A 21,336-nucleotide genomic window follows, 5' to 3' on the forward strand; every position below is an offset into this window, starting at 1 on the left:
TGTCTGGGGAAGTCTTGCACCGACCGACTTCTCTCTGACCGCCAGGGTCACTGATACTCCTCTTGAACATTGTCTTGCTATCATAGATTCTTGTTTCATCTTGCTACATTCTACAATGAACTTTTTTGAAAGTCAATCAGAGGTTTGCTTTCGCCGCATCAATGGCTGCTTGATAATCCGGTTCGTGGGAGATCTCAGGCACGATCTCAACGTGTTGAATCACGCCTTCACGGTCTAAAACGAAAATTGCTCGGGCAAAATGTCCGAAGTCTGGGATCATGATTTGATAGGCCTCGCCGAAGGTATTCGCTGGATCATGAAGCATGATCATGTCGACGCCTTCTTGGCCGCACCATTGTGCTTGTTCTTCTTTTGTATTGTTAGAGATCGTCACAAAATGGATGTCATCCAATTGACTTGCTTCTTGGTTGAAACGCTTGGTCTGCAATGCACAGACGCGTGTCACGATATCGGGAACCACGCTGATGATCGTTGGTTTTCCTAAAAAATCAGTCAGTGTGTATTCCTTGTCCTCTAAACTTTTCAAGCGAAAATCAGCTGCTTTATCCCCTACTTTTGGTTGGTTGCCGGGCATCTCATAAACCGTTTCTTTGCGTGTAACTTGCATAACATCTCTCCTATAGCATTTTCTCCCAGTATAAGAAAGATTGTCAAAAAACGAAAAGGATTTGCTCAGACTTTCGATTTTTGCGAGTAAGTCGTATCAAAAAAGATCAAGGTTTGTAATTCTGTTGTCAAATCAATGTATTGGATATTGACTTCTTTTGGCACGATGACGGGATCAGGGGCAAAATTCAGGATTGCTGTAATCCCAGCATCCACGATCGCATCGATCGCCATTTGTGAATAACGACTAGGAACGGTCGAAATCGCTACGGTGATCCCTTTTTCTGCTACGACTTCCGCCAATTGATCCATTCCATAGACATAACGCCCACTAATGGTCTGACCAATCATTTCTGGATCATTGTCAAAAACCGCGACCACGGAAAGATTTTCATTTCTGCGAAAATTGTTGTTGGCTAACGCTTTTCCTAAATTTCCATAACCAATCAAGGCGATTTTTTTCTCTTCATTGGTTTCTAAGATATAGCTCAATACCTCAATCAGATAAGGAACATCATAGCCATAGCCACTTCTGCCCAATTCTCCTAGATGAGAAAAATCTCGGCGGATCGTGGCTGAAGGAACTTGCGTGATTTCTGCAAACTCTTTCGATTTGATTCGCTGAATACCAGAGGCATCCAGTAATTTTAAGTGTCGTAAATAAGCTGGCAAACGTTTTGCCGTCGCTTTCGGAAGTTTTTTATCTCTTAATGCTTCCATCCTATCCACCCTCCTTGTTAAATGATTCACATATTGAGTGTAGCATGTTCCATTTTCAATAGCAAGAAAATATTCACAAACTCTCCCACTCGATGAAAAACGACCACAAATGTTCAAAAACAGTTGTGGTCGTAGCATTAAAATCGGGGGTTTATTATAAAAATTCAGCGAATTCCGTTGCTGCTTTTTCTTGATTTGCCGTGATTACTTCCAGTTTCAACCCAGCCATCGCCCGTTCCATCATCCCTTCGATATCGAGACGCTCTTCATATTGGTGTACCTTATCCAGTCTTGGGCGCGTCTTTGGTTGAGGAGGTGCAAAGATTGTGCAGCAATCCTCAAACGGCTGAACCGACAATTCAAAGGTATCAATGGCTTCGGCAACTTCAATGATCTCCAATTTATCCATCGTTGCCACTGGGCGCACGATTGGCGTATTGGTTACTTCATTGATGGCGACCATGCTATGCAAAGTTTGTGAAGCGACTTGTCCTAATGATTCACCATTTAAGATGATCAAGCCATGACGAGCTTCCCGAATCGCATCTGTCAAACGCAGCATCATCCGACGGGTGATGGTCATCCAATAGCCTTGTGGCACACGGTTTTTGATTTCTTCTTGGATTTCCGTAAACGGAACTTCGATAAATTGGATGCTTCCCACATAAGGCGCAAGCTTCTTCGTTAGATCTTTGGCTTTTTGTAATGCTTGTTCACTCGTATAAGGAGGACTTGCAAAATGGACTGCTTCGATCTCAACACCGCGTTTCATGGCAAAGTAGCCTGCAACTGGCGAATCGATACCACCAGAAAGCATCAACATTCCCTTACCGCTGGTGCCAACGGGTAAGCCGGCTGCTCCTTGGATCGTTTCATAGGACAGATAGGCGCCATCGACCCGTATTTCCACCCGCAGATTGATGTCTGGTTTTTTCATTTGGACTTTGATATCAGGAAAACGGTCGATCACCGCATTACCTAAGGTCAAATTCAACTGGTTGCTATCTTGCACAAACGAGTGATCGCTGCGCTTAGCTGTGATTTTGAAGGTCTCAACACCGGTGTAGATCTCTGCCATAACGTCTTGAACGGCTTTCTTTAATACCTCAATGTCTTTTTCAACCCGAATACTAGGGGAAAAGTTTTGAATCCCAAAGACTTTTTGCAGCTTAGGAATGATCTCTTGGCTGTTTTCACCGTTCAATAGCAAGTGCATGCGATCTCGCTCGGCATGAACTTTGACATGGGGATAATCGGCTAAGGTACGTTTGACGTTTGAAGCTAATTGCATAATAAAACTACGACGATTTTTGCCCTTTGTTGACAGTTCGCCGTAACGAACCATGATTTCTGAATAATTCACGAGAAAACTCCTTTGATTTGGATTGATTTTATAGTGCTATGTCGTGCTTAATTGATTTTCGAAAATTTTTGGTACAACTGGTGGAAGACGATTAGAAACTGCTCGACTTCTGCCATCGTATTGCTCTCATCTAAACTGATACGAACAGCGGATGTCGCTAACTGTTCCGGAACGTGCATCGCATGAAGCGTACTGCTGGCCATCTTTTTACGGGAGGAACAAGCGCTCGTCGTCGAAAGATAGATCTGCTTTTCTTCAAAGGCATGGACTAAGACTTCTCCTCTGATCCCTTTTAATGAGAAACAAAGTATATGTGGCGCAAACCCTTCAGTGCCAGAAAAAAGCGTGACTTTCTCATAGCCAGCCAGTGCTTCTTGCAAATAGCCTTTTAATAATTGAACATGGTTCGGCTTTTCAGCCTTGTGTTCCGTCGCTAAACGCAGGGCTTTTGCCATGGCAACGATTGCTGGTACATTTTCGGTACCGCTGCGCTGGTTTTGCTCTTGCCCACCGCCAGTCATCAATGGCGCCAACTTACGGCCTTGTTTCCAATAGATAAATCCGGCGCCACGAGGTCCGTGAAATTTATGTGCAGAGAACACGGCAAAATCGACTCGCTCATTGAACCATTGCTCTTGCGGGACCTTTGTGATGGCTTGGACGGCATCTACATGGAAATGGATCGTTGGGTAGTCCGCCAACACGGTTGCGATCTCATGGATCGGTTGAATCGATCCTACCTCATTATTGACCGCCATCACCGAAACCAAAATCGTTTCTTTGCGAATCATGTTTGCTAATTCTGACACGTTGACAAAGCCTTGCGCATCAACAGGTACCACACTGACCTCAAATCCTAATTCGGCTAATTGAGCCGCTGTTTCACTGACGGCAGGGTGTTCAATACTGGAAATAATCAGGTGATTCCCATAGGCTTTTTTCGCTAAAGCAGTCCCTTTGATGACCCAGTTGTCTCCTTCGGTCCCCCCACTGGTAAATGCGATCTCTTTGGAAGAAACGTTTAACAGATCGGCGATCTGCTGACGTGATTGCTGTAGCAGGCGATTGGCTTGATTTCCTAAATCATGCAGGCTTGAGGGATTGCCGATGATTCGCTGACTGACTTGGACATATGTATTTAAAGCTTGTGGATAAATAGCGGTTGTTGCACTGTTGTCAAAATAGATCAATGATAGGACCCTTTCTCTAAAAAAATTCTTTCCCATTATAACTGCTCTTGGGCTGAGTTTCAAGGTGACTCGCTGGCTTTGGCTTTATTTAAAGGAAACTTTCCCTTCCTTCGTAAGCGTTAATCATGCAGCGAGCCATTCTTTCCATGAAAAAAGCCAGTCAGTTTTTCACTGCTGGCTTTCGTATTATACTAAGTCGCGGTTATTGAAGTAGAAGTTTTCGATCCGTTTGAAGGCACCTGGTTCTACTCGTTCCAACGCTGTGCCGATTTCATCTAGCGCATCTTGATAGCGATATTCTTTACTGAACAAGTAAAGTGATTTGTCGATTGCTGCCTTGATATCTGGATGAGAATGACGATAGCGGTTGGCATATTGCATCATTTGCTCAGTCAATGCCGCAGCATCCACCAAGTCTTTCGTTTGTTCATCTAAAAGATCAAGATCTTCTTCACAGACAGAAACCAATTTATTGATTTCTTGCATGTTGATGCGAATCTTGTTCAATTCTTTGCCTAGTTCTTCCACCCGATCTGTTGCCACGAAGAAGAATTCTAAGTACTCACCTGGCAAACCAGGTAAGCGTTGCTTCTCAACAAACCGCTTCAAGTTGCGTAGACGGAATTCGAAGCTTTCCACTTTTTCTTGCGCAACTTTTTCGCCACGACGTAATTCCGCAAGGGAATCATCGATTTCGACTTGCTGGCTTTCCACATCATCCAAAATCTTGTAGGCATCTTTGTAGAAGCTTTGCACTTCTGAATAAGGAATTTCGTGCTTTTCTAATTGTGGTAGGTACTCGTTATTGCGACGAGCCAATTCGTCGACTTCCGTTTGGAAACCACGGACGCGACCTAATTCATTATGATTCAATGTATAGCTTTGTGCCGTATGATCCAACTCGATCAACAACTGACGGTTGTTCTTCGTTGCGTGGTCAATATAGTCTTCAATGATTTGGCGATTTTTCATGACATATTTCTTGGCATTGATCTCACGTTCCATCACCGTATACAAGGCATCGATATCACTTGCAGTATCACGACTTGCCACTTCAACGGAAGCGACTTCTGTTTTCGCTAGATCGTTCATGGAGTTTTCAACTCGTTTTTTCACACGGTTGATTTCTTCTTGGAAGTTTGCTTCTGGGAACACATATTTTTGTTCTAATAATTTTTTGTAGCCATCTTGGATTTCTTTCAACTGATCTGGGAAGGTACGGTTTAATTCTTCGTAGGCCGCTGGGATCCGTTTCATTAAGTCTTCTACTTCATAGGTGTGTTTTTCTGCTTGGTCTAACACTTCCCGTGCTTCCACAGGATCGCCTGAAGTATTTAAGGTAACAAATTGGGTGAACTCAATTTCAATGTTTTTGATTTGTTTTTGCAGCTCATTGTAAGCAGGACCGAATTCTTCGCCTTGATCCCGTAGCTTCTTCTTCAAGTCTTCGTAAACGTCCAACGCTTTTTGGACTTCCAGTGAATTTCGTTCTTCACTTTCTCGTAATTCTTTCAAGCCGGCGCGAATCTCTTCTACTTGGCGTTCCATCTCATCCATGGTCGCTTCCGCTTGAACAATCGCCCCTTTTGCTTTGAAAAAGCGGATGCGTTCGTTTAGTTCTTCCACTTCAAAGATTTGACTCTCAAGTTCAGCAAAAGATTTTGTGGAGATATCTGTCCATTGTTGGTTCCACTCACGGAAGGTGTTTTGACTTTGACCAACCAAGTGCATTCTTTTTACTTCATCGACTTCTTCGATCACCGGTAAGTCAAACAGATTTTCTTTGCGTTTTTCCAAGTCATTTAGCTTTTCTTGGTTTTTCTTCCGCATGAAAAAGCCAATTGCATACAAGACCGCTGCGATAATGATGATGGCAATGACAATTCCAAAGATGATATTAGTTCCCATTTTGTGGTTCCTCCAATTTTCAAATATACATGTTTCGTCTAAAATCTGCTGATCAGCAGATTGATTGATAAGTTCGTTGAGTATAAAAAGGACAGACAGTCCCTTTATAAAAAAGCATCTACGCTAGATTATAGCATAAAGAAAAAAATCAAGCATTAGATTGAGGCAAAAAAGATCGACTTTTTTCGCATTGAATAAAATCATTCACGGCTTTTCCATCGATAATGAAAACAAATCGTGAAATTTACATCAACAAGTGACTTTTTTTCTGATTTTTCCGATTTTTTTCAAGAAACCGCTTGATTTCTCCCTATTGAAACTGTACTCTAGTAAAAAGCTTGAACAGGAGTAATGTCAAATGAAAGTAGCGAAATTCGGAGGCAGTTCCCTTGCCTCAGCCGAACAAGTCGAAAAAGTTGTTGCGATAATTGAAAGTGATCCTAAAAGACGGTTTGTTGTTGTCTCAGCGCCTGGTAAGCGTTCCAGCGACGATCAGAAAGTCACCGATCTTTTACTAGCAGTCTGTACCCGTCTGTGTGCCCAAGAAGAAATTACTGATTTAATAGAAGAAATCTATGCCCGCTATACAGCGATCGCCGCCCCTTTTGGTATCGAACAAGTCCATTTAGACCGCATCTGGCAATCTTTGGCGGCTTTTCAAACGCTGCCTACCCAAGACAATCCGCATCTTTATGATACGGTCTTGGCAAGCGGCGAAGACAACAACGCCAAATTGATCGCAGGGATTTTACAAAGCCGTGGGTTAGCTGCTCGCTACATGAATCCACAAGAACTTGGGTTGCTGGTGACGGATGAACCCCAAAACGCCCGTATCTTGAACAAATCGTACGCTAAGATCGCACAATGGCGCGACAGTCCTGAAATCTTAGTGATTCCTGGCTTCTTTGGTTACACAGAAGCCGGCGAAATCTGTACCTTCTCTCGAGGGGGATCTGATATTTCTGGTGCCATCGTGGCGGCTGGTCTGCAAGTAGAATTGTACGAAAACTTTACCGATGTCGATGGGATTTTTTCTGCTCATCCAGGCTACGTTCATCATCCAGAGTCCATCAAAGAAGTGACTTACCGAGAAATGCGGGAGCTGTCTTATGCCGGCTTTACTGTGTTGCACGATGAGGCGTTGATGCCTTCATACCATGCGAAAATTCCCGTGGTGATCAAAAACACCAATAACCCAAGTCATCCCGGCACCTTGATCACCAACCAAAGAGACAATTTGGATCAGCCGGTGATCGGCGTTGCCAGTGACGAAGGCTTTTGTATGATCTATATCCGCAAATACTTGATGAACCGCGAAGTTGGGTTCACGTTACGGGTCTTAGAGATTTTCCGGGAATTTGATTTAAATTATGAACACATGCCTTCAGGAATCGATGATATCTCGATCATTATGCGCTCCAACCAGTTGAATCCAGTATTGGAAGAAGAACTGCTGCGCAAGATCGCCTACGAGATCGATCCCGATGAACTGCGAATGACCCACGATCTATCCATGGTCGTCGTCGTTGGTGAAGGGATGCGTCAGCGGGTCGGGATCACTGCCGACAGTACCGCTGCCCTTGCGCGGAAAAATATCAACTTAGAGATGATCAACCAAGGGTCCTCTGAGGTCAGCATCATGTTCGGCATCCACAAAGAACAAGAAAAAGCCGCTGTCAGAACCCTTTACTACACTTTCTTTGATTAAACCAAACGTGCCAGTTGCATCACTCCTTTTGCTGATAAGCAATCGGAACGGGCAACTGGCACGTTTCTTTATTATTCTGACGATTCTTGGGCTTGCGCTTGTTTTTGTGCCAATTGGCGTTTGATTTCTGCCTTGATTCGCGGTTCAGGAGCAAACCGTTCTTCCCAATCGCTAGGCTTCATGACTTTGTGGGTCTCAGGATCATAATGGGGCTGCCCATCTGGAAAAAGTTTCCCCATGTTGGCGTCATGAACGATAGCCAGGATCGGCGCTGGATCGACCCCTACCAGTGAAAAAGAGCCATAGGTAAAATACAGCAGATCACAGAGCGCATCGACTTGTTCTACTAGGGAATCACTGACAGGCTGTTGTTTGGCAGCCAGCTTGGCTTGGGCTTGATCGATCGCTTGATGCAAATGCTCCAGACCTGCTTGAAAGGTCTCTTCGTCATTGTTGCTGGCAGCATAAAGGAACTCAACTAATTCTTCAATTTTAAAACCAGCACGAAACTGGGCTTTTTCCGCTGAAAAAGCTTGTGGATATGGCGGTCGCGTTGGATCAAAGGTTTTATGAAACTCTTCCGTCATTTCAAATGGACTCATTTTGCTCGCTTCTTTCTGCTTTTTCTCATGGTTCTGTTTTATGGTTCTGCGCTGTCTTCTACGTTGCTTCATAGATTGGCTACTTGCCTATTTTTTTATTCCCTGGCTTGGGCATCCTCGGCAATGATGCCAAAATGGATCAAGGCTTTCTTGATGCCGTCATGATCGTTGGTATCCGTCACAAAGTCAGCACTGGCTTTAGTGATGGGCTGGGCATTGCCCATCGCAACCCCGATCCCCACGCCTTCTAACATTTCCACATCATTAAAATGATCCCCAAATGCCATCGCTTCTTCCATCGCGATCCCTTCATAGGCCAAAAACTCTTTGATGCCTTTGATTTTCGAACCGTTTTTCGGCACGATGTCAACAGAATAAGCATTGGATCGCTTAAAATCACATTGCGGCAGCTTGGACCGTAATTTTTCGCGCTCTGATTCAGGGCTCAGCATAATGCACTGATAGATGGGCTCTCGTAAAATGTCCAACGATTCATAGCGCTTGGCGTTGCGATTGGGACTAAAGCGCTGCAAGACTTTCTTTAAAAAGCCGACGGGAAATTTTTTCGGTACATAGCGCAAGTAGCGCTGCATGACGGGTGATTGGCTTAAGCGGATCGTTAAGCTGCCAGCCACTTGGGTTTCTCCGCCAAACATGACTTGGCGGTAATTTTCATCTGCGTATTCTACGATCGCTTCCAGCGTTTGTTTTGGAAAAGGTTTGGCATAAATCAAGTTTTCCTTCGTGTAGACATATTGGCCGTTATAGGTGATAAACATGTCTAACAGCAAGTAATCGATCACCTTCTCTAAATCAACCGGACCACGTCCGGTGGCAATGCCGCAGAGGACGCCATTGGCTTGGGCTTGTTTGATGGCTTCACGGGTACTGGCAAGCGCCTTGCCGTTGCTGGCAATCAGCGTGCCATCAATATCAAAAAAAATTGCTTTTATCATATGACTCCTCAAAATAATTTCAACTGATTAGGATTTAATGCTTCGTAATCGATCTGCAGCGCATCGATCAATGCGCGAGCATTGTCAGCGGCATCACGACCGGCATTATTATTGAAGACCACTGCGACTTCTTTGGCATTGGCTTCGATGGCTTGGACTGCGTGTTTTAACTCCGTTAGTTCGGCTTGGTCATAGCGATACAAGGTCCGCAGATTTTTGGCATCTGGTCCTGTCGCTGTCCAGCCGCTGTCGTTGCGTCCGTGAAAACGGCACAAAACAAACGCGGAATTGGTCACGGTTGGATCAAGGGGAATGGTGGTCAATAGCTTTTTCGGCTGATCAACAACTACTAAGGAAAACTGTTTTCGCTTCATATAATCGATCATTCCAGGATACAGTTTCGGCTGATACCAGCTGCTGTCTCTCAGCTCGATCGCCACTGGGTAGCCCGCAAACCATTCTCGCACTTGGTCTAAATAGGCGACATTTTCTTTCGTACATTTAAAGCTGTTGGGAAACTGCGCCAATAGGCAAAAGAGTTTGCCTGCTTCTACCATTGGCGCGATCGCTTCTTTATAAAGCTGCAGTGCTTCGGTCATGGTCAACTGATCTGGCAAATCCCCTTGGGTGGTCACACTTTGATGGACTTTCAACACAAAGCGGAAATTTTCGGGAATCTGGGTCAACCAGTTGCGCACGTCTTTTTCTTTTGGCAAAAAATGATAGGTGGTATCCAGCTCAACTAACGGAAAATAACGGGCATACTCAAATAATTTCGAGTTTTTTCTTTGCACGAGACTGCCATGTTCACTAAATGTGGTACAACCAATTCGAATCATTTTTTCCCATCGCTCCTTGTTTTCTTATTTTAATAGTATACAATAGTTTTGAGTTAAGAGTAAATAAATCATTGCAGGTGATGAAAAAATGAAACGAATTCTCGTGTTGCACACTGGCGGCACCATCGCCATGAAAGAAGACACCCTGACAGGCGGCGTCAGCCCTGATGTCAGCAATCCGCTGATGGATGCACCGATCCACATTGACGACGATGTTGAATTGATCGTCGAAGACATTTTTAATATTCCCAGTCCTCATATGACCCCAAAAGAAATGCTGCAGTTGAAAGAACGTATCCAGCTGGCGCATTTAAGCGGTGTCGATGGGGTCGTGATCACTCACGGAACCGATACGCTGGAAGAAACAGCCTTCTTTTTAGATACCACGATCGGCGGTCAGTTACCGATCGTGGTGACTGGCGCCATGCGCTCAAGTAATGAAATCGGCAGTGACGGGCTTTATAACTTTGAAAGTGCGATTCGGGTGGCGAAATCACCTGATGCCTTAGGAAAAGGCGTCTTAGTCGTGATGAACGATGAGATCCATTCCGCACGTTATGTTACGAAGACCCACACCACCAATATTGCGACGTTCCGCACCCCGACATTAGGTCCGATCGGCTTAGTCACAAAGCACCGTATCTTGTTCATGCAAGAGCTGTTAAATAACCGCCATTTGGATGTTGATCGTGTCGATGGTCTGTTTCCGATCGTCAAAGCCTATGCGGGAATGACTGGGGAATTGTTCGATGCTTTAGCCGACTCGCTGATCGATGGACTAGTGATCGAAGCTTTAGGCGCTGGCAATCTGCCGCCGCAAACCATAGAGCCTTTGAAAAAACTGATCGCTAGAAACATTCCAGTCGTCTTAGTTTCTCGCTGCTTCAACGGCGTTGCCGAGCCGGTCTATGACTACTTAGGCGGCGGGATCGAATTGCAAGCTCTTGGGGTGATTTTCTGCAATAGCATCAATAGCCAAAAAGCCCGCATCAAATTGCTAATAGCAAAAAACCGTGGGTTGACCATGGATGAACTGCCTGATTTCATGGAGAATTAACCAAACAAAAACCCTTTTGCCATTCCGCTAATGGAGGCAAAAGGGTTGTTTTATTTTTCTCGCCAAGTAAAGATGGCTTCGCAGTAAGTATCCTCACCGATCTTGATCTCGTGGATCGTTTGCAGTGGCACAGCCTCGCCGGCTTCATCGACTGTCTTTTCATTGATTTGAAAATGGCTTTCGATCAAATGGCCGTAAGCCACTTCCCGATCAAAACGGATCGTCACTTGTGTCACTTCATGTTTTGTTAAAAACTCATAGCCTAAGACGTCCATCAGCCAATTGAAATACATGGCATTGTTGACATGCTGATTGCTATCAATATCGTAGAAACGCACCCGATACGGCAAAAATTGTCCTTGCGTGATAGGGGTGATCTTCGGATAGCGTTTGATTCGCTTGATTTTTTCACTGCCAAAAGGCGCCACGATCTCATCTGGTACACTGCTGACTTTGCGCGTCTCAGGGTCCATCAACGCAAAAACCGCCTCGATTTTGACCAGTTCCGTTCCATCTTCTGCCAATAACCAAAAGTAACGGTAGCAGAAAAACTTATTGTATTCTCTTGCCTGGGTCGCCACTTGAATCTGCTCTCCTACGCGCGGCAAACGAGTCACCGTTATGTGATAGCTGGTGATGATCCAGGTCAAGCCATAACTAGCGATGACTTCTGGTCCGCGGTTTAACGCCGCACTTTGTTCCTCTGATGTCTTGATGGCGATGCCTAGCATGGCTGGAAACGTCATCGTTTGGTTGACATCACATTCATAATACGCCACTTCATGTGTGGTTTGATACTTTGCTGCCATAGTTCTAATTGCCTCCTAAAAACGACTCAATAGTTCATCGACACTTGGTCCATAGCTTTCGCCAAACTGATTCAAATGGACCAATAAATAATACAATTGATACACTGGCAGTCGCTCTTGCCAATCCTCATCTAATGGATAGACTTCTTGATAGCCTTCCAAAAATTCCTGACGAAAACCACCGAAGAGCTGGGACATCGCAATATCCATTTCTCGATCCCCATAAGCGACTGCTGGATCAAGAAACACTGGTTCTCCTTGCTGATCGAACAGCACATTCCCCCGCCAAAAATCACCGTGTAATAAAGCAGGTGTGACGCTGCGATCACGCCAATTCTCATGCAAAAATTCTTTCAAACGCAGATAAGCAGCTTCCCGTTTGGCATGCCAGCGGTTACCTAGCTTCGCTAGTTCGACTTGCACATCCAAACGGCAGACTGTGTAAAAATCAAGCCAATCGGTGGTTTTCGGATTGACTTGCGGCAAAAAGCCGATGTAATTGTCTTCGTAAAACCCAAAAGACTCCTGCGTCTGCTGATGAAGCCGAGCCAAGCTTTGACCTAAGCGTCGCTGCTGTCCTTCCCCACCATCGATCCATTCCATCAATAAAAATGCCCTCTCTTCAGTCTGACCGAGACGTTCGATTTTTGGCACCCGCACGAAAGGGGCTAATTCAGCTAAGCCGTTGATCTCTGCTTGAAAGAACACCGATGAAACATGAGGATGAGTTTTTAAAAAATAGCGATTTTCTGCTGTAGTGAAACGATACGTTTGATTGACATCCCCACCACTGATGGGCGTCAGCGAGCCGGTCATCCCGATTGCTGCGAACAATGCTTCCTCCATACGGATCTCCCTTTCTTTACTCAGTCAGTTGGGCATTCAAATACGCTTGCTCTTCTTTCGTCACCCCTAGTCCCTGCAGGAGATACTGATCGACCGAACCGAAATGCTGATCGATCGCAGCCAAGCTTTCATCAAGAAAACTCTCTTTGGCACTCATCAAAACCGTGATCGCTGTTAACAGCTCTTGCGGCAAATGCTGGGTCATTGGGGCAAATTTTTCTTTTAGCATTGGGGCTAAATAGCGATTGGTCGCTAAATAATCTTCTTTGATCGTCGTTGGTGCCACCGCCAACACATGCAGCAATAAAAAGGCGCCAAAGCCTGTGCGATCTTTGCCAGCGGTACAGTGGAACAAGGTTGCACCTTCGCCTTCCGCATTAGCGATCACATGATCAAAGAACTGCCGATATTGTTGGCGGGCATAGTCGCTTTCAACAAAGTGACGGTAGACTTTTTTCATCTGCTCTTCGGCATCTTCCCCATCTTCCAAGCGTTGCTTCAAGCTTTCTGGCGACAAGGAAACCATCGTTTCGTCTTCTTTAAAAATAGGTAAAAAAAGCTGCTTTGCTGTGGCGATCGGTCGATCAGGCTGTGCATTGGCTTCAGCGATGGAGCGAAAATCAATGACCTGATTGACCCCATAGTTTGCCAGTACTGCTTGATCTGAAGCAGTTAATTCATTGATCGCCGCACTGCGGATCAATTTTTTTCGTTTGATCGTCGTGCCGTTTGTCGTTTGATAGCCGCCAAGTTCTCTGACGTTTGCTGCTCGTTCTAGTTGAATCAATTGTGTCATTGCTTATCCCTCCCGCGATGTTCTAGTTAAAAGTATAGCAGAAACTTCGCTATTAAGTGCACTGAAACCTAGATTTTTCTATGAGCTGAGCTTTAACGGACAAAAAAAAGAAAGACCACACGCAGTCTTTCTTTGCTTTCGCTTGTTACAAAATGTTTCTATTCGGCTTCGATCACGGCGGCAGAATCATCTAAGATCGAACGATCCAGTTCGTTGATACGACTGCTGGTCACCATTCCCGCAACCATACTGTCGCTGACATTAACGAGTGTCCGTGCCATATCGATCAATGGTTCAACAGAAATAACTAAGCCTACGATGGCGATCGGCAAGTTCATTGAGCCTAAGACGATCAATGAAGCAAAGGTTGCGCCACCGCCGACACCAGCAACGCCGAATGAGCTGATCGTAACTACTGCAACTAGCAGCAGGATAAACTGCCAATCAAAGACATTGATCCCAACCGTTGGAGCAACGATCGTTGCCAACATCGCTGGATAAACACCCGCACAGCCGTTTTGACCAATCGATAACCCAAAGCTGCCTGCAAAGTTAGCCGTGGCTTCATCAACACCTAACGCTTTGGTTTGGGTTTCGATGTTCAATGGCAAGGCACCCGCACTTGAACGAGAAGTAAAGGCAAAGCTCAAGACTGGAAAGGCCTTTTTGAAATACGTTACTGGATTGACCCGAACAGCGATCAGCAATAATGAATGAACAAGTAAGACCAAAATCAAAGCCGCATAAGAGGCGATGATAAATTTGCCTAAGTTCAAGATGGCTTCAAAATCACTTGAAGCTAATACATTAGTCATCAATGCCAAAACGCCATAAGGTGTCAGGCGCAAAACTAACGTGACGATACGCATCACGATTTTATATAAGCTGTCCATCAAATTCGCAAAAGTTTCCGCTTCTTTCGGTGATTTACGTTTGACACCAAGAAAGGCGATCCCCACAAAGGCTGAGAAAATCACGACCCCGATCGTACTTGTCGAACGAGTACCCGCAAAATCGGCGAAGACATTGCTTGGGATGAAGGAAACGATTTGTTGTGGGATCGATAGATCTTGGACTTGTGTCGAACGTTCCGCTAATTCTGCGATCCGCGCTGTTTCCGTTGCCCCTTCGGTAAAGCTGGCACCGTCAAGACCAAAGACCATGACCATCACAATTCCGATCAAGGCAGCGATCGCCGTTGTCCCTAGCAAAGTCGCAAGAACCGTAAAACTGATCTTCTTGATTTTTTCGCTTTCTTTCATCTTGGTGAAAGCACCAACGATCGAAACGAAGATCAAGGGCATAATCAGCATTTGCAAGAGAGCTACATAGCCGCTACCGACCATCGTGATCCAGTCAAGAGCTTGCGTGACAACGTCAGAGCCTGTCCCAAAAATCAGCTGCAGCACGCCACCAAAAACGATCCCGACGAACAACGCCGCAAAGACCCGCGTAGAAAACTTCACGTGACGCTTTTGCAATAAGTAGAACCCATAAATAAGGGCAGCAAAAAGTAGAACAACAATAATAGTTAACAGATTTGTCATTTGAATCCTCCTTTTGTTCAATAAACATGACAAAGTCTGTCAGAGGAAGTAAAGGTTCCCAGTGACCATTCTTCAACAGTTCACTCTAATGAGACGTGTGGCATCATTAGTGACTATTCCATTTTAAAGAAGTTTGCTTCATCTTACAATAAATAAGTTCCCACTTTTCTGGGATGGTACCGCTTTTTTGTCAGAAAATAAAAAAAGAACCGATGCCGCAACCCCACACTGTTAGGATTTCTACTTTCCTAACGGTTGGATTGCGGCAACTGGTTCGTTATTTTTCATTTCGTCTTTTTGAAAAATTTCAGAGAATATTCAAGAGGTCAATAGAAATTGCTGTCTTACGCCAATGCCCCCATTGGGTCCCAAGGTGCTAAGACTGTTGGTTCTGCTTCAAAGGCAGCCAATTGTTCTGCTGTCAGAAACTCTTTGCGAACCACGATTTGATAGGTGTATTCATCCATCCACGCATCGCTCATAACGAAGAAGCCATTCGTTCCGACTTTTTCACCCCAGCTGTTTTCGACTTTCCATTTGGTTGATTCGCCGTCGATCAAGTCAACGCCAGTCAAGACCATCGCGTGGGTCATTAAGCTTTCGCCAAAATCTAAGCGTTCTGCTTTGGTCATCGTAAAGTCGATGTCAAATAGGTCGTTGATATCATACGCATCTAATGCCATGATCCCAGTATCTCTGGTAGAAGATTGACCGACATCACAACCGAACCACACGGACTCCCCTTGTTCCAATTGAGCGATCGCTAATTTTTTGAAGGTCGGCATATCGACGTTCAAGTATTTGACTTCTTTGCCGCCAACCACGTTGCCTAGCATTTCTACGGTATACGATTGATTGTAAGGCTTGTCGGCAGTTGGTGCGTTGATGATGCTGACATAATCATCAAGGTCCACCCCGACATATTTTTCATAAAAGCTTTGCGGTGTTAAGTTGCGATCAATGTGATAGTTTTTGTCTTCATCACGGTATTCAAAATCAAAGGTTTCTGGCGGTGTGCCTAAAGAAGTCGCTAAGAAACGATAAATGTCTTCCAACATCGCTTCTTTGGCTGTTTGGATGTCTTCAGCTGTTTTGCCTTCAGCCACTAGCTGACGCAAAGCAACCGCATCTTTACGCAGCTTTTTGTTCAAGTAATTGTTTAGGTCACGAGAATTGGAAGAGTTGCTGCTTTCTGGCATGACCGTTTTTGGTACGACACCATATTTTTGGAAAATCGAAACGATCATGTCCCATTGCCCACCATCTTGTTGTGGTGTTTGCAATAAGAAAGCAACTTTGCGACTTGTTAAAGGCTCGTTAGCAGTTGCTAAAATATTTTCATAGAAATAGTTGGCTTTTTCGTATTTGTCCCAAAAGAAGGTATGGTTTTGCGACAATTCAAATTCTTTTAAATTGAAATCATTCAGCATCTTATGACGGAATGTATTCAATGCGGCAAACATCCAGCAGCGGCCTGATTGTTTTTGGTTTGAGACTTTCCCGGTTGTCACATCAACTGAAAAAACTGGCACATTGTTGACTTTTGCTGACACGTTTTCCGCAGAAGCGGTGATCCCATTTTTCACAACACTCCGTTGTAGTGCCGTTTGTTTATTATTGTCTTGATACGCTTGCGCAAAGGCAGCGGTGGTCTTTTTTGAAATTTCTGACATATTTCTTCATCCTTTCACTTTCCGTTCCTTCCATTTTACGCCTCTGCCTCTCAAATAACAACCGCTCCTAGAAAAATGAAAGGATCATCTTTCTAAGAGCGATTGCTCGTATCAAGGATTTAAAGAGTTAGCATCAAAAGCAAAAAGCCAAGTAAAACAAAGGATAGTCCTCGTTCAAATCGTGCATAAAGGAAGCGGATCGGACGACTAGCTAGCAAGATCGTCAGTAAAACACTGGCTAACACCAACGTCACAAAGCCTAATACCGACAGGTTCAAGTCGGTGATCGCTAATGCCCGCAAGCCCTTGATGAAGATCCCCTGTAAAAGATAGACCAGCAGGGTGTTTTTGCCCCACTTCGTAAAAAAGAGGTGCTCTCTAGGCACGAGGCTCAGAAAGCCGATGATCCCCATCAGCCCGATCACGAAAAAGACCGCACGCAAGGGACCGCCGAACAACGGATAGCTCAAGTAATCGTCATAAGGCTTGGAACCAAAAACCATGTACTTGTTCATCCCGTGAAAAAACGCGATAAAGGTGTAGATGATCGGTAAGAAAAGCAAACTGATGGTCCGAATCTTTGGTTTCAATAAAAAGCGCATCTCATTTTTGGGAAAATAAAACCCGATAATGAAAAACGGCAAAAAGACAAAGGTCCGCTGCAAGGTCAACACTTGATTTAAAAACGGCACGTAGCCAGCAAAGATGCTCAAGCCAATACTCAGCAGGATCGCCTGCTTTTTGGACATTTTTTGAAAGATCAACAGCGAGAGCTGCCAAAAGAACATGCTAAGCAAAAACCAAAGTGCCCATTGCGGATTCAACAGTTGGATTTTTAGCGACTCCCGTAGACCGATCAACCAGTAATAGACGGTGTAAAACACCTGAAAGAAGACATAAGGCAGCAAGAACTTTTTCATCAACTCACGAAGCTTGTGTCCCTTCGTCAACGGTTTGGCAAAGTACCCAGCCAGAAAAACAAAAGCTGGCATGTGGAAAGTGAAGATAAAATAATATAGGTCATGATAAAACTTCTGATCGCCGATAAAAGGCTGCAGCAAGTGACTGAAGACGACCAAGATCATCAGTAAAAATTTTGCATTATCAAAGTAAGCCGTTCTTTGCGATTGGCTCATAAAAAGTTCCTCCTCTAAGTTGTATCTGTCAAAGGATACCTGATCCATGAAACAGAACTGTAACAAGCTATTTACTTTTTTCTAACGATTCTTGTTCATTTGATTACCAGTTGCTATTTTGTATAGTTTGTATTAATATATATAATACAAAGGAGCTGTTTTCGATGATATTTGATATTCAAACCCAAAGCAACCAACCCATCTACCAGCAGTTGCGGGAGCAGATCATTGTCGGTATCGCAAAAGGCGATTTGGCCGCTGGCGAATTGCTGCCATCCGTCCGTCAATTAGCCGAAGAGATCGGCATCAATACCATGACGATCTCAAAAGCCTACAATTCCCTCAAAGAAGAAGGCTTGTTAGTCACAGATCGCCGCAAAGGAACCGCCGTTGCCGCGCCACCACCGTTTACTTCCGGACAAGAAGCGGAGTATCGCCAAAACTTACAGCTACAGCTAGCAATCGCTCTCTTACACGGCAAAAGCAAGCAAGCGCTTTTAACGGATGTTCAACAACTTCTGGACCAATTTCCTGAAAGGAATGAATGCAAATGACTTATCTTTTTTTCATTATTGCCCTCGTCCTCTGTGGGACGACCGCATTTGGTTTACGCTTGATCAGTAAACCCCACAAAAATGTTTTACTCGAAAATACCCTTGCCCCTGAGCATCTGGATGATCCTAGCGTCCACAGCTTGATCACAGAATTTCGCAAGCGTATCTTACAAATCGTTGGTACATTTAGTGTAGCAAGTCTCCTTTTTTTGTTCAATTTATCTGACTCCATCATCCTTACCCTGTTCTGGCTTTATATGGCCGCTCTGCTGGGGACAGCTTACTTGGTACAAGTACATTACATCGGAAAAATGCGGCAGTTGATCCTTACCAATGGATGGGAACTACCCATCGATCCGATTCGGATCGATACGAAACTCGTTCAAACCAAAAATAAGCGGATGCTGCCGTGGTATAGCCTCGTTCCTGCGGGGATTTTGTTGATGATCAGTTTGTACCAAGCATGGCAGTTGCCTGATCTTTCTACAGGATACTTGATGGGCGGTGTCTCCTTAGCAATTTTTGCGCTGTTCCTCTATCTCTGGGTGATCATCAGCCGCTTACCCGTTCGCGGGATCAGCGGTGATTCAGCTATCGACCAGCACATCAATGATTTAACAAAGCGCTATTGGTCCTTATTGATCGCTGTCACTTGTACCATTACACTGCTCTTATTGACTGTCCCGCTGGCGTCCATGTCCGCCACTGGAGCATTCAGTACTATCCTCTTAGTGCTCTTTGTTGTTTTGGTGGTTTTCTTGATCGTCTTTACCTTCTTCTTGTTGCTAGATCTGCGTAAAAAACAAGATCAGCTCTTAGAACCGGCAGCACAACCGCGCTATTATGGCGAAGATGCTTACTGGCGATATGGTTTTTACATCAATCCTAATGATGCGCGACTGTTCGTTCCTGACCGTGTTGGGATGAATATCGGCATCAATCTAGGCAAACGCAGCGGACAGATCGTCGCAGGCATCACCGCTGTCTTCTTACTTGTGTTAATGGTCGGTACCATCATTCCAATGTACCGCTTAGATTTCGCTCCTGATGCGATCACCGGTGAAGTGCAAGGACAAGAAGTCACATTCGATGCACCAATGTCCGGGAAAACTACGGTCTCTTTGGCAGATATAGAGACAGTGGAATTGATCGAAAAATTGCCGTCTCCTCGTGTTCGTACCATGGGTGTAGGAACCGCCAGTTACCAAATCGGTAAGTTTACCGTTGCCGGCGAACCTGCCAGAATGTTTGTCGACACGAAGGTGACGCCCATTTTAAAAGTCACTACTAACGATGGCCCAACCGTTTTTTACACAAATAAAAAAGCCGCCGAAACGACGGATTTATACGAGGAACTATTACAGAAGATTTCCTCAGCGGAGTGAGTGTTCTGGAAAAAAACTGGGGAACCCATTATCCCCAGGCTATCCACAACCAACAAAAGAACGGACTCTTTCCAACAAAAAAACGACCTTCCGAAACGAAGGTCGTTTTTGATACTCCGGCAGTAGGACTCGAACCTACGACATCATGATTAACAGTCATGCGCTACTACCAACTGAGCTATGCCGGAAGAATCTATCTGTACTATACCAAATAGTCAGATAATTTAGCAAGAGCAAAAATCAATTTTTTGATCCTTTTTTTCAAGAAAATCCCCTTTTAGAAACTTCCCTTCCCGCAAAGTGTTTTTCTCAAGAAATATCCGAAAATCTCATTGACAAAGCAGCCCCTTTACGGTATTCTATATCTTGTGTTAAATAACACGCCGCTTTAGCTCAGTTGGTAGAGCGCATCCATGGTAAGGATGAGGTCGACGGTTCAAGCCCGTCAAGTGGCTTTGGTAGGACAACGTTTGTCGGACGTTGTCTTTTTTTGTGCATCTAATTCCCAAAGTATAGCGATAATTTCTTAACTTAATCATTCGTACGCCCCTAATTCCCTGCGATATACAAAAGAAATAAAATCGTAAAACCCAATAGTAGGACCGATACAACTGCTTTCACTATCCTCGCTACATCTTTAAATTTAAACAAGAGCGTATATAGATTAATAAAGTAAATGATCGACAGGGCTACTTCTTGCGAATATTCTTTCACTTGGATCAAGCCTAGCCATATAATCAGCAAAAGAATCGAAAAAACAACCAAATAGTTTTCTGCAACACGCTTCATTTCATTCTCCTTTCCAATGATAGACATTTGCAACCAGCTGAATCGCGGAACTCAGTAAATTATCAGCCCCTCTCTCCATTACTTTTCCTACAGCCATTGCTTATTAAAAGTGTAACAAACTATCTCTTCTAATAGTCATTTTTATCAATTTAAATAAATATTTTTTATAAAACGAGCAAAATGGATTTTTCAATCGGTGCTCACAGCTCAATTTTAGACACTTCTTTTTTACAATAAAAAACCCGCTCTCCTAAAGCTAAGAGAGCGGTTTTTTCAACTACACTGAATTTTTTAAAAGGATACGCTTTATGCTGGCTTAAAAAATAACATATTCTTTCCGTTTAATTTAAATTTTTACTTCACGACCAACACCGTACATTTCGAATGATTGACGACATAATCGGTGGTTGAGCCCACGACAGCTCGGGTCAATGTACCTTTACCAGTTGCACCGATAATGATCAAATCAATCGGGTACAATTCTGTTGCTGCATGAATGATAAAGCGTTTTGGATCACCGACTTCAACGATCACCTCAACATCTTCCACCCCATGTTGATTGGCATCATAGATTTTTTTCAACATGTCCGTTTCCACACGTAATTTTTCTTGATCAAAAATTTTCGCAAAAGCATAGGCACTTGTGGATAACTCAGCATTGTTGATAACAGAGAGGACATACAATTTGGCTTTGTTCCTACGACAAATCGCGAGTGCTTCTTGGAACGCTTTTTCTGACTGATCCGACCCATCTAAGGCAACAAGTACATTTTGAGAATTACGTAACATCCAAATCGCCTCCTTTTCTTTATTTTACCACAAAAAATGGAA

General features: G+C 44.2%; 20 protein-coding genes, 2 tRNA genes and 1 other annotated feature (1 of these 23 only partly in view). Of the genes, 5 read left to right on the plus strand and 17 right to left on the minus strand.

Annotation, left to right across the window (positions count from 1 at the left end; all coding sequences use genetic code 11):
* Positions 1-79, minus strand: a binding site (T-box leader); it reaches 156 nt to the left of the window's first position.
* Between the two features lie 57 nt (positions 80-136).
* From tpx to ezrA, 5 genes are all read right to left on the minus strand, one after another.
* Positions 137-628 carry a thiol peroxidase gene (tpx, locus tag P0G38_RS13865; RefSeq protein WP_010747457.1) on the minus strand — a complete coding sequence of 164 codons (492 nt, stop codon included), beginning with the start codon at positions 626-628 and terminating at the stop codon, positions 137-139.
* A 65-nt stretch (positions 629-693) separates the two neighbouring features.
* On the minus strand, positions 694-1,347 hold the full coding sequence (locus tag P0G38_RS13870; protein ID WP_275852161.1) for a redox-sensing transcriptional repressor Rex: 654 nt from the start codon (positions 1,345-1,347) through the stop codon (positions 694-696).
* A gap of 154 nt (positions 1,348-1,501) precedes the next feature.
* Positions 1,502-2,710, minus strand: coding sequence for a tRNA uracil 4-sulfurtransferase ThiI (gene thiI, locus P0G38_RS13875; RefSeq protein WP_194188745.1), 1,209 nt, complete (start codon positions 2,708-2,710; stop codon positions 1,502-1,504).
* A 47-nt stretch (positions 2,711-2,757) separates the two neighbouring features.
* Positions 2,758-3,900, minus strand: a complete 1,143-nt coding sequence (locus P0G38_RS13880; protein ID WP_034872411.1) for a cysteine desulfurase family protein — start codon at positions 3,898-3,900, stop codon at positions 2,758-2,760.
* Between the two features lie 186 nt (positions 3,901-4,086).
* Complete coding sequence (ezrA, locus tag P0G38_RS13885; RefSeq protein WP_016611694.1) at positions 4,087-5,808, minus strand: septation ring formation regulator EzrA; 1,722 nt, start codon at positions 5,806-5,808, stop codon at positions 4,087-4,089.
* A 358-nt stretch (positions 5,809-6,166) separates the two neighbouring features.
* Between ezrA and P0G38_RS13890 the strand changes: the two genes are divergently transcribed.
* Positions 6,167-7,516, plus strand: coding sequence for an aspartate kinase (locus P0G38_RS13890; protein ID WP_005237529.1), 1,350 nt, complete (start codon positions 6,167-6,169; stop codon positions 7,514-7,516).
* 71 nt (positions 7,517-7,587) lie between these two features.
* Here P0G38_RS13890 and P0G38_RS13895 read toward each other — a convergent pair whose 3' ends face one another.
* From P0G38_RS13895 to P0G38_RS13905, 3 genes are all read right to left on the minus strand, one after another.
* Positions 7,588-8,118, minus strand: coding sequence for a pyrophosphohydrolase domain-containing protein (locus P0G38_RS13895; RefSeq protein WP_275852178.1), 531 nt, complete (start codon positions 8,116-8,118; stop codon positions 7,588-7,590).
* 95 nt (positions 8,119-8,213) lie between these two features.
* On the minus strand, positions 8,214-9,074 hold the full coding sequence (locus P0G38_RS13900; RefSeq protein ID WP_275852182.1) for a Cof-type HAD-IIB family hydrolase: 861 nt from the start codon (positions 9,072-9,074) through the stop codon (positions 8,214-8,216).
* An 8-nt stretch (positions 9,075-9,082) separates the two neighbouring features.
* Positions 9,083-9,913 carry a DUF72 domain-containing protein gene (locus tag P0G38_RS13905; RefSeq protein WP_275852185.1) on the minus strand — a complete coding sequence of 277 codons (831 nt, stop codon included), beginning with the start codon at positions 9,911-9,913 and terminating at the stop codon, positions 9,083-9,085.
* An 88-nt stretch (positions 9,914-10,001) separates the two neighbouring features.
* Here P0G38_RS13905 and P0G38_RS13910 point away from each other — a divergent pair, with 88 nt between their 5' ends.
* Complete coding sequence (locus P0G38_RS13910; RefSeq protein ID WP_005225140.1) at positions 10,002-10,970, plus strand: asparaginase; 969 nt, start codon at positions 10,002-10,004, stop codon at positions 10,968-10,970.
* Between the two features lie 50 nt (positions 10,971-11,020).
* Here the strand turns inward: P0G38_RS13910 and P0G38_RS13915 are convergent, their stop codons facing one another.
* The 6 genes from P0G38_RS13915 to P0G38_RS13940 all read right to left on the minus strand — a co-directional run bounded on the left by P0G38_RS13915 (position 11,021) and on the right by P0G38_RS13940 (position 17,777).
* The gene (locus tag P0G38_RS13915; RefSeq protein WP_015509041.1) at positions 11,021-11,779 is read right to left on the minus strand and encodes an acyl-ACP thioesterase domain-containing protein; all 759 of its coding nucleotides are present in this window, start codon (positions 11,777-11,779) and stop codon (positions 11,021-11,023) included.
* 15 nt (positions 11,780-11,794) lie between these two features.
* A complete protein-coding gene (locus tag P0G38_RS13920) occupies positions 11,795-12,625 on the minus strand; it encodes a fructosamine kinase family protein (protein ID WP_167827229.1) in 831 nt (276 codons plus the stop codon).
* A gap of 16 nt (positions 12,626-12,641) precedes the next feature.
* Positions 12,642-13,421 (minus strand): tyrosine-protein phosphatase, encoded by a 780-nt coding sequence (locus P0G38_RS13925; protein WP_010747448.1) that lies wholly within the window; start codon positions 13,419-13,421, stop codon positions 12,642-12,644.
* 158 nt (positions 13,422-13,579) lie between these two features.
* Positions 13,580-14,968, minus strand: a complete 1,389-nt coding sequence (locus P0G38_RS13930) for an L-cystine transporter (RefSeq protein WP_010747447.1) — start codon at positions 14,966-14,968, stop codon at positions 13,580-13,582.
* A 344-nt stretch (positions 14,969-15,312) separates the two neighbouring features.
* Positions 15,313-16,641, minus strand: a complete 1,329-nt coding sequence (locus P0G38_RS13935; protein WP_005225135.1) for a C1 family peptidase — start codon at positions 16,639-16,641, stop codon at positions 15,313-15,315.
* A gap of 119 nt (positions 16,642-16,760) precedes the next feature.
* On the minus strand, positions 16,761-17,777 hold the full coding sequence (locus tag P0G38_RS13940) for an acyltransferase family protein (RefSeq protein WP_008377006.1): 1,017 nt from the start codon (positions 17,775-17,777) through the stop codon (positions 16,761-16,763).
* Between the two features lie 164 nt (positions 17,778-17,941).
* Here P0G38_RS13940 and P0G38_RS13945 point away from each other — a divergent pair, with 164 nt between their 5' ends.
* A complete protein-coding gene (locus P0G38_RS13945) occupies positions 17,942-18,331 on the plus strand; it encodes a GntR family transcriptional regulator (RefSeq protein WP_016620245.1) in 390 nt (129 codons plus the stop codon).
* Positions 18,328-19,716, plus strand: a complete 1,389-nt coding sequence (locus P0G38_RS13950; protein WP_185953319.1) for a hypothetical protein — start codon at positions 18,328-18,330, stop codon at positions 19,714-19,716. The genes P0G38_RS13945 and P0G38_RS13950 overlap by 4 nt, the downstream gene beginning before the upstream one ends.
* A 114-nt stretch (positions 19,717-19,830) precedes the next feature.
* Here the strand turns inward: P0G38_RS13950 and P0G38_RS13955 are convergent.
* Positions 19,831-19,904, minus strand: a tRNA-Asn gene (locus tag P0G38_RS13955).
* 194 nt (positions 19,905-20,098) lie between these two features.
* On the opposite strand from P0G38_RS13955, the gene P0G38_RS13960 reads away from it, so the two are divergent.
* Positions 20,099-20,171 (plus strand) — tRNA-Thr (locus tag P0G38_RS13960).
* Between the two features lie 94 nt (positions 20,172-20,265).
* Here P0G38_RS13960 and P0G38_RS13965 read toward each other — a convergent pair.
* On the minus strand, positions 20,266-20,505 hold the full coding sequence (locus P0G38_RS13965; protein WP_275852202.1) for a hypothetical protein: 240 nt from the start codon (positions 20,503-20,505) through the stop codon (positions 20,266-20,268).
* A 354-nt stretch (positions 20,506-20,859) separates the two neighbouring features.
* Positions 20,860-21,294, minus strand: coding sequence for a universal stress protein (locus P0G38_RS13970; RefSeq protein ID WP_275852204.1), 435 nt, complete (start codon positions 21,292-21,294; stop codon positions 20,860-20,862).
* Positions 21,295-21,336 lie beyond the last annotated feature (42 nt).

Origin of the sequence: Enterococcus casseliflavus, from assembly GCF_029215545.1 — a bacterium.
In the GTDB taxonomy this organism is placed as follows: Bacteria; Bacillota; Bacilli; order Lactobacillales; family Enterococcaceae; genus Enterococcus_D; species Enterococcus_D casseliflavus.